Below are 16,261 nucleotides of genomic sequence, written 5' to 3' on the forward strand. Positions count from 1 at the left end.
ATCATTCACTATTGAGTTTATTCTTATTGCAATTAAAGAGAGGTGAGTGTAATGGGTGAAGAAAAGAAATTAGGATTATTTACTTTAACAGCTCTTGTTGTTGGTTCCATGATAGGTGGTGGGGCATTTAACTTAGCAAGCGATATGGCAAAAGGTGCTGGCTCCGGGGCTATTATTATCGGTTGGGTGATAACGGGAATCGGGATGATTGCTCTTGGATTATCATTTCAAAATTTAACGGTAAAAAGACCAGATTTAGATGGCGGTATCTTTAGTTATGCAAAAGCAGGATTTGGTAATTTTATGGGATTCAATAGTGCGTGGGGGTATTGGCTGTCTGCTTGGCTTGGTAATGTAGCTTACGGTACATTGCTATTTTCTTCACTTGGATACTTTTTTCCGGTTTTTGAAGGTGGACAAAATGTAGCATCGATTATCGGAGCGAGCGTATTGCTATGGTGTGTTCACATGCTAATTTTACGCGGCGTACAATCAGCAGCACTAGTAAATTTAGTCACAACAATTGCAAAATTAGTGCCTGTATTTGTATTTATTGTGGTGGGTATTTTCGCTTTTCACTTTGATATTTTCTTGGATGGATTTTGGGGCCAAGCAGGTTCTTTTTCTTGGGGAGCGGTAGGAAGCCAAGTTAAGAGTACAATGCTTGTAACTCTTTGGGTATTTATCGGTGTAGAAGGGGCTGTTGTCTTATCCAGTCGTGCTAAAAGCCGAAGTGATGTTGGGAAAGCAACTGTTATCGGATTAATTGGCACACTTATCATTTATATTTTACTTACATTATTATCTCTTGGACTTATGCAACAAGCAGATGTTGCGAATCTAAAAAACCCAGCTATGGCGTATTTATTTGAAAGTGTTGTCGGAAAATGGGGCGCTATCTTTATTAACTTAGGTTTAGTTATTTCTGTATTAGGTGCTTGGCTAGGATGGACTTTACTTGCATCTGAAATTCCGTATTTAGCTGCTAAAGACGGAGTGTTTCCAAAGTGGTTTGCGAAAGAAAATAAAAACAAAGCTCCTGTAAATTCATTATGGATAACAAATGGCTTAATTCAAATTTTCTTATTAACATTTGTTGTTTCAGATCAAGCATATAACTTTGCATTTTCTCTTGCTTCCTCTGCTATTTTAATTCCTTATGCTTTGTCAGCATTCTATCAATTTAAGTATAGTTTACAATCTGAAGAAAAAGATCGAACAAAAAATATAATCATTGGTTTGGTGGCAAGTATTTATGGAGTTTGGTTAGTGTATGCAGCGGGTTTAGATTATTTATTACTAACAATGACATTATATGCGCCAGGTATTTTCATCTTTTACAATGTTCAAAAGCAAACGAATCCAAAACAAATATTTACTCGTGTGGAACTGGCATCTTCTGTAGCTATTGGTGCCTTAGCATTTTTTGCGATTTACGGATTGATTACAGGAAGTATTACTTTATAAACTTTTGTAAAAATGAAATCAATTGGAGGGTTGAAATATGACACGAAGAAAAATCGTAGTTGCACTAGGGGGAAATGCTATACAATCTGGAAAGGCTACTGCTGAGGCGCAGCAAGAAGCGTTAGAAAGAACGGCAGAGCAACTCGTTAAAATTATGGAAAACGATGTGGATGTTGTTATTGCACATGGCAATGGTCCGCAAGTAGGTAACATTTTATTGCAACAAAAAGCTGCCGATACAGAAAAAACACCGGCAATGCCGTTAGATACTTGTGGTGCTATGAGCCAAGGAATGATTGGATATTGGATGGAAAATGCAATTGAGAAGGCTTTGAAAAAGCGTAAAATAAAGAAAGAGGTAGCAACGGTTATAACACGTGTTGTCGTGGATGAAAAGGATGAAGCTTTTCAAAATCCTACAAAGCCAATTGGGCCTTTCTATACAGAAGAAGAAGCGAGAAAGTTAATGGAAGAAACAAAAGCGGTATTTAAAGAGGATGCAGGAAGGGGCTGGAGACGAGTTGTTCCATCACCAAAGCCTGTGAGTATTCATGAGCATAAAATAATCAATTCATTAGTAGAAGATAGAAATATAGTCATTGCTGTTGGAGGTGGCGGAATCCCAGTTATTGACTCTGAGGAAGGTTTAACAGGTACTGAGGCTGTTATTGATAAAGACTTTGCAGCTCAAAAGTTAGCAGAATTAGTAGATGCTGATACGCTAGTCATTTTAACTGCAGTTGATTATGTTTATGTGAATTTTAATCAACCTGATCAAAAGAGATTAGAGGCTGTTACAGTTGATGAATTAGAAGGATATATACAGGATCATCAATTTGCAGCAGGTAGTATGCTCCCAAAAATTGAAGCTGCTATAAACTTTGCTAATACAGATCCAAAACGAAAAACAATTATTACTTCTTTAGAAAAGGTATATGAAGCATTAGAAGAAAAGGCAGGTACTATTATTTCTAATCAGGATGCATGTGTGTGTGTATAAATATAGCTCTTTCATTACTAGTAAGTAAAAAAGAATGGAGTTAATAACTTCATTCTTTTTTACTTATGAGTAATTTTTTGATAACTAATGTTCATAAAGTATTCATGATAAAATCAAGATATATAGGTTAACTATGATAAAATAAACTTGAATGCGCTTTCCTGACGTTTCACTCCAACATATAGCAAGAGAGAGGGAGTTCTATGAATAGACGGAATGTAGTTAAAGATCTAAAGCAGTTTGAATTATTTTCGCATGTAACAGAAAAAAAATTGAAAGGCCTAACAGAGTTTGTTTATTGGCGAACTTATAAGAAAGGTCAATTTTTATTTTTAGAAGGTGATTCAAGAGAAAGAATTTATTTCATGCTAGATGGTTTTGTAAAGTTAGAGCGAGTGAATCAAAGCGGAAATTTATTATATGAAGACTATGTAAAACGACTTTCTATTTTTCCTTATGGTGGTATGTTTACTGATGAGAGATATAATTATACAGCTGAAGCAATGACAGATGTAGAAGTATATTATATTCCTACAGTGATTTTTGAAGATATGATGAAGTCAAGCAGAACACAGCTCATGTATGTTGTTCAGCAGTTATCTTCTATATTAACAATTAACGAAAATCGTGTGCAAAATATTACAATCCCCAATGCACAAGATCGCGTCATTCAGACATTAAATTATTTAATGAACGATTTAGGTGAGCAGAATGGTCAAGAGATTGTAATTTCATGCCCGCTCACGACAATTGAAATTTCCAAAATATCTGGAACTTCTCGAGAGACTGTGAGTAGTGTATTAAAACAGTTAAAGAATGATAGTATTGTTACGGTTTTAGGTAAAAAAATTACAATACATGATCCAACTTATTTTGAGGAAATTTCGATGTGAAAACTGCATAATAAATAGTAGATAAGAGAAGTATTATTAAAATAGTAAAATTACATATTAATTCTCTTATTCGTATTATATATTAATAAAGTTCTTTATATATTTATAAGGAACTTTTTTATGTTATTCCCTATAAAAAGATTGTATATTCCGATAATTTTAGCTAAAATCGATAATAAAAAACAAGGGGAAGGGAGAAAGAATGATTCGGATTGAATATGATCGATTAGTAGCTATTTTTTATAGTATTGGAGTATTACTATTAATAAAAATACCAAACGACAATGAATTAATCGGGGAAAAACTATTTCATACATATGGAATTCCAGTAGATACATATATTTATATGGGGTATAAGATTTCGAATGTCTGGATTTGTTCTTTAGTACTACAAGTAATTTCTTTTCTATTTCTTATAAAATGGTTAGAAAAGAATGATTCGAATTGGTTAAAGAAGCTTAATAAAATAAAAGTAGTGTGCATAAGTAGTTTGATTATAATGATGCCATTTACTTTAAATAAAGTACTTCAAACCCTTGATAAAACATGGCACTATACAGGAAAAAAAGGACTAGAGGCAATTGAATATAAAAAAGAAGATAGTCAATGTAAGATGGAAAAAAAGGGAGAGCATTTTAAGCAAAATTGCGTCGTCACTTTAAAAAATTATCGTAATCATTCACAATCGTTACAGCTAGTTCTATATCAAGATGAAAACAAGAAAGTGAAAAGTTATCAAGTACCAACACCTGTTTATTTACAGCGCCATGAAACAAAGAAAGTTGAATTTCAAATTCCAGTTGGCAATGGGGAGACTGTATTAGAAAATAAAGTACCAAATATCGAATTGCAGTTATTGAATGAAAATCATAAGATATATAATTAGCGTAGTATAACAAGGGAATTTTTGGGAGAAATAATTAAAAATGAAAGAGATAAGAAAACTTTAATCATCCAAAATGTTACGGGAAATCGGACATAAATGGGATGATTTTTTATTTGTGCTTATATTCATGAGAAAGGAGAGTTAAAAATTTGGAGCAGTATAAAAAATGTGTAAGGTCAATCAGAAGAGAGTATTGTTTCTTAATGAAAAGTAGATATTTAATAATAAGATAAAAATTCTCGTTGCAAACTCCTCATATTTTGTTATGATAGTGTTACGAAAACGTTTGCATAAATTTCCGAAGGGATGCAAAAGGAGAGAACTATTATGAATAAAACATGGTGGAAAGAAGCTGTTGCTTATCAAATTTATCCACGTAGCTTTATGGATTCTAACGGTGACGGTATTGGAGATTTACAAGGCATTATTGCAAAGCTTGATTATTTAAAGGATTTAGGAATAGATGTAATTTGGATTTGTCCAATGTATAAATCACCGAATGATGACAATGGTTATGATATTAGCGATTATCAAGACATTATGGATGAGTTTGGTACAATGGCTGATTTTGATGAATTACTAGATGAAGTGCATAAGCGTGATATGAAGCTTATTATTGATTTAGTGATTAACCATACGAGTGATGAACATCCGTGGTTTGTTGAATCACGTTCTTCTAAAGATAATCCAAAACGTGATTGGTATATCTGGCGTGATGGTAAGGATGGAGAAGAGCCGAATAACTGGGAAAGTATTTTTAGTGGTTCTGCTTGGGAATATGATGAAGTAACGGATCAATATTTCTTACACATATTCTCACGTAAACAACCAGATTTAAACTGGGAGAATGCAGAAGTCCGTGAAACCTTATATGATACTGTAAACTGGTGGTTAGATAAAGGAATTGATGGTTTCCGTGTAGATGCAATCAGTCATATCAAAAAAGAAGAAGGTCTAAAAGACATGCCAAATCCAAAAGGCTTAAAGTATGTTCCTTCTTTTGATAAACATATGAATGTAAATGGAATTCAGCCACTTTTAGAAGAACTTAAGGAAAATACATTTTCAAAATACGATATTATGACTGTTGGGGAAGCCAATGGTGTCAAAATCGAAGATGCAGACCTTTGGGTTGGAGAAGAGAATGGTAAATTCAATATGGTATTTCAGTTTGAGCATTTAAGTTTATGGGATGCAGAAAAGAAAAAAGAACTTGATGTTGTGGAACTGAAAAAGGTGTTAACAAAGTGGCAAAAAGGATTAGAGAATAAAGGGTGGAATGCACTTTATATTGAGAACCATGATAAGCCGCGTATAGTCTCCACATGGGGAAATGATAAACAGTATTGGCGTGAAAGTGCAACGGCTTTAGGAGCAATGTACTTCTTTATGCATGGAACACCATTCATTTATCAAGGTCAAGAAATTGGTATGACAAACGTTCAGTTCCCGAATATTGAAGATTATGATGATGTAGCAATTAAGAATTTATACCGCGAGAAAATTGCTGAAGGTGTACCTCATCAAGAGATGATGGAAATCATTTGGGCGTCTTGTCGTGATAATTCACGTACACCAATGCAATGGAATAATGAAGAAAACGCTGGTTTTACAACTGGTACACCGTGGTTTGGAATGAATCCAAATTATAAAGAAATTAATGTTCAAAAACAGCAAGTAGAGGCTAATTCTATTTTTAATTTCTATAAAAAGATGATTGCACTTAAAAAAGAGCATGATGTATTTAATTATGGAACATATGATTTAATCTTAGAGGACGATTCGCAAATTTATGCGTATACGCGTACGTTAAATGATGAGAAAGTTATTGTAATTAGTAATATATCTAAAGAGAACGCGGTGTATAATGAGGATTCATTCGCACTAGAACGCAAACGTTTGCTCTTAAATAACTATGAAGTAACAGAACATAACAAATGTACTACAATTACTTTAAAACCTTATGAAACAAGGGTTTATCGTATTTCTTGATAAAAAAAGATGCTCTCGTAGCATCTTTTTTTATGAAAAATAATAAATTTATATTGCAATGTGAAAACGCTTTTATTAAAATAGGTTTATGAAAACGTTTGCGTTAAAAAAGAGGTATCGTTTTCATAAAAAAAGAAATTATTATCTATATCATTAGGGATTTTATAAATAAGAGGGAGGAAGAAACAGATGAAAATTACGTCTTTTGATTTTTGGCAAAAGTTCGGGAAAGCATTGCTAGTTGTTGTAGCTGTTATGCCAGCTGCTGGTCTAATGATTTCCATCGGTAAGCTAATTGGCATGTCTGCTGGGGATGTAAATGCAGTACATACAATTGCTAGAGTAATGGAAGACATCGGTTGGGCAATTATTACAAACTTGCATATTTTATTCGCAGTAGCAATTGGGGGATCCTGGGCGAAAGATCGGGCAGGTGGTGCATTTGCAGCGCTATTAGCATTCGTCTTAACAAACCGAATTACAGGAGCTATATTCGGTGTGAACGCTGAAATGTTAGCGGATTCAAAAGCGAAAGTTTCTTCATTATTAGCAGGGGATTTAATTGTAAAAGATTATTTCACTTCTGTACTTGGTGCACCAGCATTAAATATGGGAGTATTCGTAGGGATTATTACAGGGTTCTTAGGGGCTACCTTATACAATAAATATTATAACTATAATAAATTACCACAAGCGTTAGCATTCTTTAATGGAAAACGATTTGTACCATTCGTTGTAATTGTTTGGTCTACAATTACTGCTATTGTTTTATCACTTTTATGGCCATTCATCCAAAGTGGATTAAACGAATTTGGTCGTTGGATTGCGGCATCAAAAGACAGTGCACCAGTTGTTGCACCGTTCGTATATGGTACATTAGAGCGTTTGTTATTACCATTTGGATTACATCATATGTTAACGATTCCGATGAACTATACAGAGCTTGGCGGAACGTATACGATGTTAACTGGAGCAAAAGTTGGTCAGGTTGTAGCAGGACAAGATCCGTTATGGCTTGCATGGATTACTGATTTGAATAATTTATTAGCAAATGGTGACACAAAAGCGTATAACGATTTACTAAATAATGTTGTTCCAGCTCGCTTCAAAGTTGGGCAAGTGATTGGTTCAACTGCATCATTAATCGGTATTGCGTTTGCAATGTTCCGTAATGTTGATAAAGATAAACGTGCAAAATATAAACCAATGTTTTTATCAGCTGCATTAGCAGTATTTTTAACGGGTGTAACGGAACCTATTGAATTTATGTTCATGTTTATTGCACCGGTATTATATATTGTATATGCAATTACAACAGGACTTGCATTTGCATTAGCAGATCTTATTAACCTACGTGTTCATGCGTTTGGATTTATTGAATTGATTACACGTACACCAATGATGGTTAACGCAGGATTAACAAGAGACTTAATTAACTTTGTAGTTGTCTCAGCAGTATTCTTCGGTTTAAACTTTACATTATTCAATTTCTTAATCAAGAAATTCAATTTACCAACACCGGGTCGTGCAGGTAACTATATTGATAACGAGGATGAATCAGAAGAAAGCACAACGAATGTAAAAGAAGGCTCATTAGCAACAAAGGTTATTGATTTGTTAGGTGGGAAAGATAATATCGCTGATGTAGATGCTTGTATGACACGTCTGCGTGTAACAGTAAAAAATCTAGATGTAGTTGCACCAGAGGCACAGTGGAAGCAAAACGGAGCTTTGGGACTTATTGTAAAAGACAAAGGTGTTCAAGCAGTATACGGTCCGAAAGCTGATGTGTTGAAATCAGACATTCAAGATATGTTAGGTGCATAATAAATGAAATTACTTACTTTAAACTGTCATTCTTGGCAAGAAGAGAATCAAATAGAGAAAATAAGACATCTCGCTAAAACGATTCAAGAAGAAGATTACGATGTTATTGCCTTGCAAGAGGTCAGCCAGTCTATAAAAGCTCAAAATGTATGCGGTAATAAGAAAAAGGATAACTACGGCCTTGTATTACTTGCAGAGCTTGAGAAGTTAGGCTTAAGAAATTACAATATCGTTTGGGATTTCTCGCATATTGGTTATGACATATATGAAGAAGGTTTAGCTATCATCACGAAACATCCGATTGTGAAGCAAAATTCTTTCTTTATATCAGAAAGTAAGGATATCTCTTATTGGAAAGCACGGAAAATTGTTAGTGTAACAATCTCTTATAAAGGGAAGAATATCACCTTGTATTCTTGTCACCTCGGCTGGTGGAATGATGAAGAAGAGCCGTTTCAGGACCAAGTAGATTGTTTAATCAAGAATGTGAATGGAAATGAACCTTCATTCTTAATGGGTGATTTTAATAATAATGCTCGTTTGCAAGGTGAAGGATATGATTATCTTATGCAAAAAGGGTTTTATGACACATATGAGTTAGCTTTGAAAAAAGATGAAGGAACAACTGTACAAGGGAAAATTGCTGGTTGGGATGAAAATAAGCAGAACTTACGAATTGATCTTATTTTAAGCAACAAACCAACAACAGTTCTTTCTTCAAAAGTTATTTTCAATGGTGTAAATCGAAATGTTATTTCAGACCATTTTGGAGTAGAAGTTCAGTTGGATATATAATATAGAAGGAATCCTCATGGCCATGTAAGCGCTATGAGGATTTTTTTTCTGCAAATACAAGTATTTCCAAGATAAAATACTTGTATTTCTTATGACATTTCCTATATATTTGTTATTACTGAATGTAAAACCGATTTGGTCATTTTGTATGAATACTTTATCGGTTTCGTTATATAATGAAGTAAGTAAAAGATTTTTGGAAAATAGTACATTTTCTTTTAAGCGACAAAGAGGAAAATGATATAATTGCAAAATGCATGCATCATTTTCTAAAGAAGGAAAAATATATAATTAGGTGATAGCTTATATGAAACAGATATGGCGTATTTATACGACGGACTTACGGAATGTAGCCAAACATTGGGCTGCGATTGTAATTGTAATAGGGCTTATGATTTTACCATCTTTATATGCATGGTTTAACATTAAAGCTTCATGGGACCCATATGGGAACACGAAAGAGATCCCGATTGCAGTTTCTAACCAAGATGTTGGATCGAACCTACGAGGAAAAGATATTAACATCGGGAAAGAAATTATAGATTCACTTAAGAAAGACAAGAATTTTGGTTGGAAATTTGTTGATGAAAAGCAAGCGATTTATGGAGTAGAGCGTGGAGACTATTATGCAAGCATTACGATTCCAAAAGACTTCTCTGAAAAAATTACAACAGTCATTAGCGATAATCCACAAAAACCAGAGCTGAACTATTTTGTAAATGAAAAGGTTAATGCCATTGCACCAAAAATTACGGCAAAAGGTGCATCAGGTATAGCAGAAGAAATCAGTAAAAACTTTGTTAAAACAGCAAATGGTGAGATTTTTAAAATCTTCAATGACCTTGGAATCGATTTAGAAACAAACTTACCAAGTATTGAAAAAGTAAAAGATCTTGTGTTTAAGCTAGAAGCACAATTCCCGGAAATGTATACACTTGTGAATACGGCCTTAGATGATGCTGGTAGAGCGCAAGACCTTGTGAAAGTTGCGCAAGAGGATTTACCGGTCGTGGAAAGTGTGATTAATGATGGGCAGGACGCACTGAAAAACTTAGATACATTCTTTGCAAGAAATGATCAAACATTAAAAGATGCTCCTGGGGTTATGCGGAATAACTTAACCGTGTTGAAGGATGGCATGGATAAGGCAGAAGCTTTTTCAGAGTTCTTAATGCATCCAGGTGTTGATTTGAATCTTCCTGAATTCCCATCACTCTCTGGACTTCCACAGTTTAATGATGAGGGATATAACAATATTGCGAAAAGCATTAATCAAACTGTGAATAATGTATTGAACTCAGCACGTACAGGAACTGCATATGCGCAAGGTGTTATGAATGGATTGCAAAATGGAAAGTTTGATCCAGAGAGAGCGAAGCAAGAACTCAATCAGGCTTCCGATAATCTGCAAGGTCATACTGACGGTGTTTCTTATCTTATTGATGTGTTGACTAAACTTAAAGAAGCGGCACCAAATAAGGCAGAAGCGTTTTTCCAAAAGAGAATAGATCATTTAACTAATTTAAAAAATGGTATGGAGAATGCAAACAATGGTATTAAAGACCTTGTAAATATTATTGGTACAGGTCAAGAAGTAAAACAAGATGTAAGAGATGCGGTTAATCAAAAATTAAATGCAACCAATGATTTAATTAATCAAGCTGAAAAAGATTATAATGAAACGTTTGTAGCAGATTACAAAAAGGCAGTTCAGTTTAAAGAACAAACAGCAAGCAAGATAAATGAAGATTATGAGAAAGCAAAAGCTCAATATAATAAAGCAAAAGAAGATTTACAAAATAAAGGGATCAATGGATTAGATTCTACAAAAGTAGCTCTAAACAGCCTAAATGGTCAATTCCAAGCAGGCATCAATATGATTAATGATATGATTCCAGTTCTAGAGAGCACCAATAAGGTTTTAGCCGATGTTAATAATGATAAAAACCTTAATAATGCGATTGCGAAATTAAACACAACAAAAGATGCTCTTCAAAAAGGCGTCGATGCTACGAATAAAGCAATTACACTTATTAACAATGGTCAAAAGCCTACAAAAGATGTAATCGAAAGCATTAATGAAGCATCGAAAAATGGTTCAGCACAATTAGGAGACTTCTTAGCTCGTTACGATTCAGAAATCGTTCCAAGCTTTAACGCAGCAATCGCTCGTACGAAAGAGATGTCAAAAAATACATCTAAAATCTTAAACGACGCAGATAAAAAGCTTCCAGATGTTAAAAAACTGCTAGAAGATTCATCGAAAGGCTTAGTAGAAGGTACAAAGAAAGTGGAAGATATTAAGGCAGAAATGCCAGCTGCTGAGAAGAAAATTAAAGAATTAGCAGATAAGATTCGCCAATTTGAGTCGGAAGAGGATGTAAAAGACATCATCCGTTTATTGAAAAATGATGTTGAACAGCAAAGTGATTACTTTGCAAAACCAGTAAATTTAAAAGAAAATAAATTATTTGCGATGCCAAACTACGGTTCGGGGATGTCACCATTCTATACAGTGCTTGCATTATGGGTAGGGGCACTTTTAATGGTTTCATTATTAACAGTAGAAGTACATGAGCCAGGCGCAAATTATAAGAGTCATGAGATTTACTTTGGACGTTTCTTAACGTTCTTAACGATAGGTCTTGCACAGGCATTTATTGTAGCGATGGGAGATATTTTCTTACTTGGTACGTATGTAGTTGATAAGTTTTGGTTTGTTTTATTCAGCTTATTTATTGGTGGGGTCTTTGTTTGTATCGTGTATTCACTTGTTTCTGTTTTTGGAAACGTTGGGAAATCGATGGCAATCATTCTACTCGTACTACAGGTGGCTGGATCGGGTGGAACATTCCCAATTCAAATGCTTCCAAAATTCTTCCAAACAATTTATCCATTCTTACCGTTCACATATGCAATTAGTGCGATTCGTGAAACAGTGGGCGGAATGCTTTGGGATATTGTGATAAGAGATCTTCTCGTATTGAGTGCCTTTGTGGTAATTATGCTTGTACTTGCACTCGTACTGAAAACACCGATTAATAAATCGAGTGAAAAATTCGTTGAGAATGCAAAAGGAAGTAAAATCATTCATTAAAAATAAGAGGTTCCTACTGAAAACGGTAGGAACCTTTTTGTTTAATCAAATTTTAATTTCTTTAACGCTTCTGCAAGTGCATTATTTAATGGCTCTTCTTCTTTTTGTTGCTGTTTCATATATTTTTGAACGTCGCGTTTATCTGCTTTATTACCTGATTCTTTCTTACGACGTTCTTGGAAAGTGGATAACTTTTCACGATATCCGCACTTACACGCGAAAATTTGGCCAGCACCTTCACCACGTAGTTCTAATTTTTTCTTACATTGTGGGCAACGGGCATTTGTCGTACGAGATACATTTTTACGATGTCCACATTCGCGGTCTTGGCATACGAGCATTTTGCCTTTTTTACCGTTTACTTCAAGCATTGGTTTACCGCAGTCTGGACAAGACTTCGTTGAAATGTTGTCATGTTTATACTTTTTATTGCTCGCTTTAATTTCAGTAACAATTTCTTTCGTATAGCTTTTCATTTCAGCAATGAATACTTCTTTTTTTAATTTACCTTTTGCGATCGCTTCAAGTTTTTGCTCCCATTCACCAGTTAGTGTAGGAGATTTTAGTTCTTCCGGTACTAAATCAAGTAGCTGACGGCCTTTTGATGTAATGTGAATATCTTTACCACGTTTTTCAATTAAGAATGAATTGAATAGCTTGTCGATAATATCAGCTCGTGTGGCTACAGTACCTAATCCACCAGTTGACTTTAATGTGTCAGCAAGTTGTTTATTTTGTGTATCCATGTATTTTGTTGGGTTTTCCATCGCTGAAAGTAATGTTGCTTCATTAAAGCGTGCAGGTGGTTTTGTTTGACCCGATGTTTGTGCAATTAGTTTGACGTTTAATGTATCGCCTTTTTCAATACGAGGTAAAATTTGCTCTTTTAAATCTTCACCTGCATCATCATCCTCAAATCTGTTTTCATATACTTCTTTCCAACCAGAATGTAGAATTGTTTTACCGCGTGCGACGAATGTTTCATCACCAATTTTTGTGCGTAATGTTAGTTGTTCATATTCGAAGGCTGGGAATAAAACTGCTAAGAAGCGCTTTACCACTAAATCGTAAATTTTGCGTTCCTTATCTGTGAAAGCTGAGAAATTCACATAGCTTTCCGTTGGGATAATTGCGTGATGATCGCTTACCTTACTATCATCAACAAATGCCTTAGAAACTTTTATAGATTTATTTAAAACCTTATGAGCTAAAGGACGATATTCTCCTACTCCACACGCTTTTAGACGTTCTGGAAGTGTTCCGACAATATCGGATGAGATATAACGTGAATCTGTACGAGGATACGTTAATACTTTGTGCTGCTCATACAATTTTTGCATAATATTTAGCGTTTCTTTTGCAGAGTAACCAAAAATTTTATTCGCATCACGTTGTAGCTCTGTTAAATCATAAAGACCAGGAGCAAATGATTTTTTCTGCTTTTTCTCAATGTCAACGACAGTAGCATTGTGCTTGTCGAGTTTTTTCACAACGGCATCGACTTTCTCTTTATTAAAGCTACGACTATTGCCTTTCGCATCTTGCCAAGTTAGCTTTAATTTGCTAGCTGTTTGAGCTTCAATACCATAGTATGTTTGTGCTTTGAAGTTTTTTATTTCATCTTCACGACCTGCAATGATAGCCACAGTAGGTGTTTGTACACGACCACAGTTTAGTTGAGCATTAAACCTTGTAGTTAATGCACGTGTTGCATTTAGGCCGATGTACCAGTCAGCTTCTGAACGAGCGACAGCTGAAGCGTATAAATTGTCATATGCTTTACCTGGTTTTAAGTTTGCGAATCCGTCTTTGATTGCTTTATCGGTAACAGATGAAATCCATAGACGTTTGATAGGTTTATTAATTTTAACTTTATCAATAATCCACCGGGCGACTAATTCCCCCTCGCGACCTGCGTCTGTAGCTACAATAATTTCATTTACATCTTTTCTAATTAGTTGGCTTTTAACGGCATTAAACTGTTTGCCAGTTTGCTTAATCACTGTTAATTTCAAACGTTCAGGTAGCATTGGTAAATCTTCTAGATTCCACTTTTTGTATTTTATATCATAGCTTTCTGGGTCTGCTAATGTAACGAGATGCCCTAAAGCCCAAGTAACGATATATTTATTACCTTCAAGATAACCGTTACCTTTTTTATCACACTGTAGTACACGTGCAATATCACGTGCGACAGAAGGTTTCTCAGCAATTACAACACTTTTTGCCATATTTAAAACATCCTTTCAAATTTCCATAAGTTAAATATAGCATACATCCTTTTTTGATTCAGTTATGTTGAAGATTCTAACCTTTTGTTAGTCATTAAATACTCTACATCTTTGAATAGTAGGGGGATGTTTTTCGTTTTTATGGAAAAGTATCAAAGCGTGTTGTGGCGAAGTGGTGGAAGTGATAAAAGATGATGTGCCAAAATATCTTTCTAAATATAAAGATAAAAAATATACAAACTTGTTATTTTATTAGAATAAGAGTAGACTCTGAATTAGATGAATAAGAACACATGGGAGTTTGCGGATGCAGACTGAGAGTACGACTAATCTGTCGTTGACCATTAGAACCTGTTGGATAATGCCAGCGTAGGGAGAGTGTAACAGCACATGTTCAGGCACTTTGCATACGCAAAGTGTCTTTTTGTGTATCTCCCACTATTAAGTTAGGAGATGAAGAGAATGAATATACAAGAAATCGCAAAAGTAGTGGAAACAGTAAGAGGGGCTAATCCTCTTGTGCATAATATTACAAATGTCGTTGTGACAAACTTTACAGCCAATGGCTTACTTGCATTAGGAGCATCACCTGTGATGGCGTATGCAAAAGAAGAAGTGGCAGAAATGGCTAGCATTGCAGGAGCGCTCGTTCTAAATATGGGTACGCTTCGTCCTGAAGAAGTGGAAGCGATGCTCATTGCTGGAAAATCTGCAAATACACATCATGTACCAGTATTATTTGATCCAGTTGGCGCAGGGGCTACTTCTTATCGAACAGAAGTAGCAAGATATATTCCGAGTGAAGTGAAATTAGCAATGCTTCGCGGAAATGCAGCGGAAATTGCCAATGTAATTAATGAGAAATGGGAAATTAAAGGCGTCGATGCTGGAACTGGAAACGGTGATGTTGTAGGAATTGCGAAACAAGCAGCGGATGAACTAGATACAGTGGTGGTGATTACTGGAAAAGAAGACGTTGTAACAGATGGTGAGCGAACAGTTATCATTCGTAACGGCCATCCGATTTTAACGAAAGTTACAGGAACAGGCTGTTTATTAACTTCTGTAATGGGAGCATTCGCAGCAGTTGAAAAAGATTATGTGAAAGCGGCAGTTGCTGCATTAACATTTTATGGTGTAGCAGCAGAAATCGCTGCAAGTAAAACGGTAGAGCAAGGCCCAGGGAGTTTCCAAATTGAATTTTTGAATCAGCTAGCTAATGTTACTGCAAATGACGTTGAACAATATGGAGAAGTGGAAGGGGTTCGCTAAGGGGGGATGAGAGAAATGCCACGCATAGATAGACAACAAATATCTAAGTTATTACAAGTCTATTTTATTATGGGAAGTAATAACTGCCAAAAGGATCCACTGCAAGTTACGAAAGAAGCGCTAGATGGTGGAGTGACCCTTTTTCAATTTCGTGAAAAAGGTGAAGGAGCTTTAGCTGGAGAAGAACGAGTGCATTTTGCTAAGCAGCTACAAATGCTTTGTAAAGAATATGATGTACCTTTTATCGTGAATGATGATGTGGAATTAGCAATTGAATTAGATGCAGATGGTGTTCATGTCGGCCAAGATGATGAAGGAATTACATCCGTTCGTGAAAAAATGGGAGATAAAATTGTTGGGGTATCTGCCCATACGATAGAAGAAGCGCGTTTTGCGATTGCAAACGGAGCGGATTATTTAGGAGTAGGGCCTATCTTTCCAACAAGCACGAAAAAGGATACAAAAGCAGTACAAGGAACGAAGGGGTTGCGTCATTTTAGAGAGTCAGGAATTACGATCCCAATTGTTGGGATTGGTGGAATTACAACTGAAAACGCCGCTTCTGTTATAGAGGCAGGGGCAGATGGAGTGTCCATTATTTCAGCGATAAGTTTAGCAGATTCACCTTATGAAAGTACGAAGAAACTTATGGAACAAGTAAATAAATAAGAAAGAGAAAGCAGCTTAAAAAGAAATAAGCTGCTTTTCTTATATAATAATGAGCTATTTTGAGAGCGCGAGTGTCATTTTAATACATATATGAAATTGTATATCATTATATTATTCCTTTTTATGGAAATG

The 16,261-nt window shown here is 35.1% G+C and carries 11 protein-coding genes and 1 riboswitch; of the genes, 10 read left to right on the top strand and 1 reads right to left on the bottom strand.

Features of this window, described 5'->3' with window-relative positions:
• The first annotated feature begins 51 nt into the window (after positions 1–51).
• The 8 genes from arcD (at position 52) to CN288_RS12995 (ending at position 11,957) form a co-directional block, all read left to right on the top strand.
• Positions 52–1,467: an arginine-ornithine antiporter gene (gene arcD, locus CN288_RS12960; RefSeq protein WP_026592571.1), complete on the top strand. Its 1,416-nt coding sequence runs from the start codon at positions 52–54 to the stop codon at positions 1,465–1,467.
• 37 nt (positions 1,468–1,504) lie between these two features.
• A complete protein-coding gene (gene arcC / locus CN288_RS12965) occupies positions 1,505–2,467 on the top strand; it encodes a carbamate kinase (RefSeq protein WP_026592570.1) in 963 nt (320 codons plus the stop codon).
• A gap of 203 nt (positions 2,468–2,670) precedes the next feature.
• Positions 2,671–3,360 (top strand): Crp/Fnr family transcriptional regulator, encoded by a 690-nt coding sequence (locus CN288_RS12970; RefSeq protein WP_026592569.1) that lies wholly within the window; start codon positions 2,671–2,673, stop codon positions 3,358–3,360.
• A gap of 202 nt (positions 3,361–3,562) precedes the next feature.
• Positions 3,563–4,246, top strand: a complete 684-nt coding sequence (locus tag CN288_RS12975; protein WP_026592568.1) for a hypothetical protein — start codon at positions 3,563–3,565, stop codon at positions 4,244–4,246.
• A 327-nt stretch (positions 4,247–4,573) separates the two neighbouring features.
• Complete coding sequence (locus tag CN288_RS12980) at positions 4,574–6,238, top strand: glycoside hydrolase family 13 protein (RefSeq protein ID WP_026592567.1); 1,665 nt, start codon at positions 4,574–4,576, stop codon at positions 6,236–6,238.
• A 189-nt stretch (positions 6,239–6,427) separates the two neighbouring features.
• Positions 6,428–8,065 (top strand): PTS transporter subunit IIBC, encoded by a 1,638-nt coding sequence (locus CN288_RS12985; RefSeq protein WP_026592566.1) that lies wholly within the window; start codon positions 6,428–6,430, stop codon positions 8,063–8,065.
• Between the two features lie 3 nt (positions 8,066–8,068).
• Entirely contained in the window at positions 8,069–8,860 is a 792-nt protein-coding gene (locus CN288_RS12990; protein ID WP_098302387.1) for an endonuclease/exonuclease/phosphatase family protein, read from the top strand.
• 307 nt (positions 8,861–9,167) lie between these two features.
• Complete coding sequence (locus tag CN288_RS12995) at positions 9,168–11,957, top strand: YhgE/Pip domain-containing protein (RefSeq protein WP_098302388.1); 2,790 nt, start codon at positions 9,168–9,170, stop codon at positions 11,955–11,957.
• A gap of 41 nt (positions 11,958–11,998) precedes the next feature.
• Here CN288_RS12995 and CN288_RS13000 read toward each other — a convergent pair whose 3' ends face one another.
• Entirely contained in the window at positions 11,999–14,188 is a 2,190-nt protein-coding gene (locus CN288_RS13000) for a DNA topoisomerase III (RefSeq protein ID WP_098302389.1), read from the bottom strand.
• 283 nt (positions 14,189–14,471) lie between these two features.
• Positions 14,472–14,581, top strand: a riboswitch (TPP riboswitch).
• Between the two features lie 69 nt (positions 14,582–14,650).
• Between CN288_RS13000 and thiM the strand changes: the two genes are divergently transcribed.
• Together thiM and thiE are read left to right on the top strand one after the other, a co-directional pair.
• Positions 14,651–15,460: a hydroxyethylthiazole kinase gene (gene thiM / locus CN288_RS13005; protein WP_026592562.1), complete on the top strand. Its 810-nt coding sequence runs from the start codon at positions 14,651–14,653 to the stop codon at positions 15,458–15,460.
• Positions 15,461–15,466: 6 nt separating this feature from the next.
• Complete coding sequence (gene thiE / locus CN288_RS13010) at positions 15,467–16,129, top strand: thiamine phosphate synthase (protein WP_303745779.1); 663 nt, start codon at positions 15,467–15,469, stop codon at positions 16,127–16,129.
• Positions 16,130–16,261 lie beyond the last annotated feature (132 nt).

This window comes from Bacillus sp. AFS023182 (genome assembly GCF_002560575.1).
GTDB classification, from domain to species: domain Bacteria; phylum Bacillota; class Bacilli; order Bacillales; family Bacillaceae_G; genus Bacillus_A; species Bacillus_A arachidis.

Bases quoted from the DNA above. Each gene is read 5' to 3' on its own strand.
- CN288_RS12975 (WP_026592568.1), top strand. From the start codon at position 3,563: ATGATTCGGATTGAATATGATCGATTAGTAGCTATTTTTTATAGTATT.
- CN288_RS12990 (WP_098302387.1), top strand. From the start codon at position 8,069: ATGAAATTACTTACTTTAAACTGTCATTCTTGGCAAGAAGAGAATCAA.
- CN288_RS12970 (WP_026592569.1), top strand. From the start codon at position 2,671: ATGAATAGACGGAATGTAGTTAAAGATCTAAAGCAGTTTGAATTATTT.
- CN288_RS12995 (WP_098302388.1), top strand. From the start codon at position 9,168: ATGAAACAGATATGGCGTATTTATACGACGGACTTACGGAATGTAGCC.
- CN288_RS12985 (WP_026592566.1), top strand. From the start codon at position 6,428: ATGAAAATTACGTCTTTTGATTTTTGGCAAAAGTTCGGGAAAGCATTG.
- CN288_RS13000 (WP_098302389.1), bottom strand. From the start codon at position 14,188: ATGGCAAAAAGTGTTGTAATTGCTGAGAAACCTTCTGTCGCACGTGAT.
- arcD (WP_026592571.1), top strand. From the start codon at position 52: ATGGGTGAAGAAAAGAAATTAGGATTATTTACTTTAACAGCTCTTGTT.
- thiM (WP_026592562.1), top strand. From the start codon at position 14,651: ATGAATATACAAGAAATCGCAAAAGTAGTGGAAACAGTAAGAGGGGCT.
- arcC (WP_026592570.1), top strand. From the start codon at position 1,505: ATGACACGAAGAAAAATCGTAGTTGCACTAGGGGGAAATGCTATACAA.
- thiE (WP_303745779.1), top strand. From the start codon at position 15,467: ATGAGAGAAATGCCACGCATAGATAGACAACAAATATCTAAGTTATTA.
- CN288_RS12980 (WP_026592567.1), top strand. From the start codon at position 4,574: ATGAATAAAACATGGTGGAAAGAAGCTGTTGCTTATCAAATTTATCCA.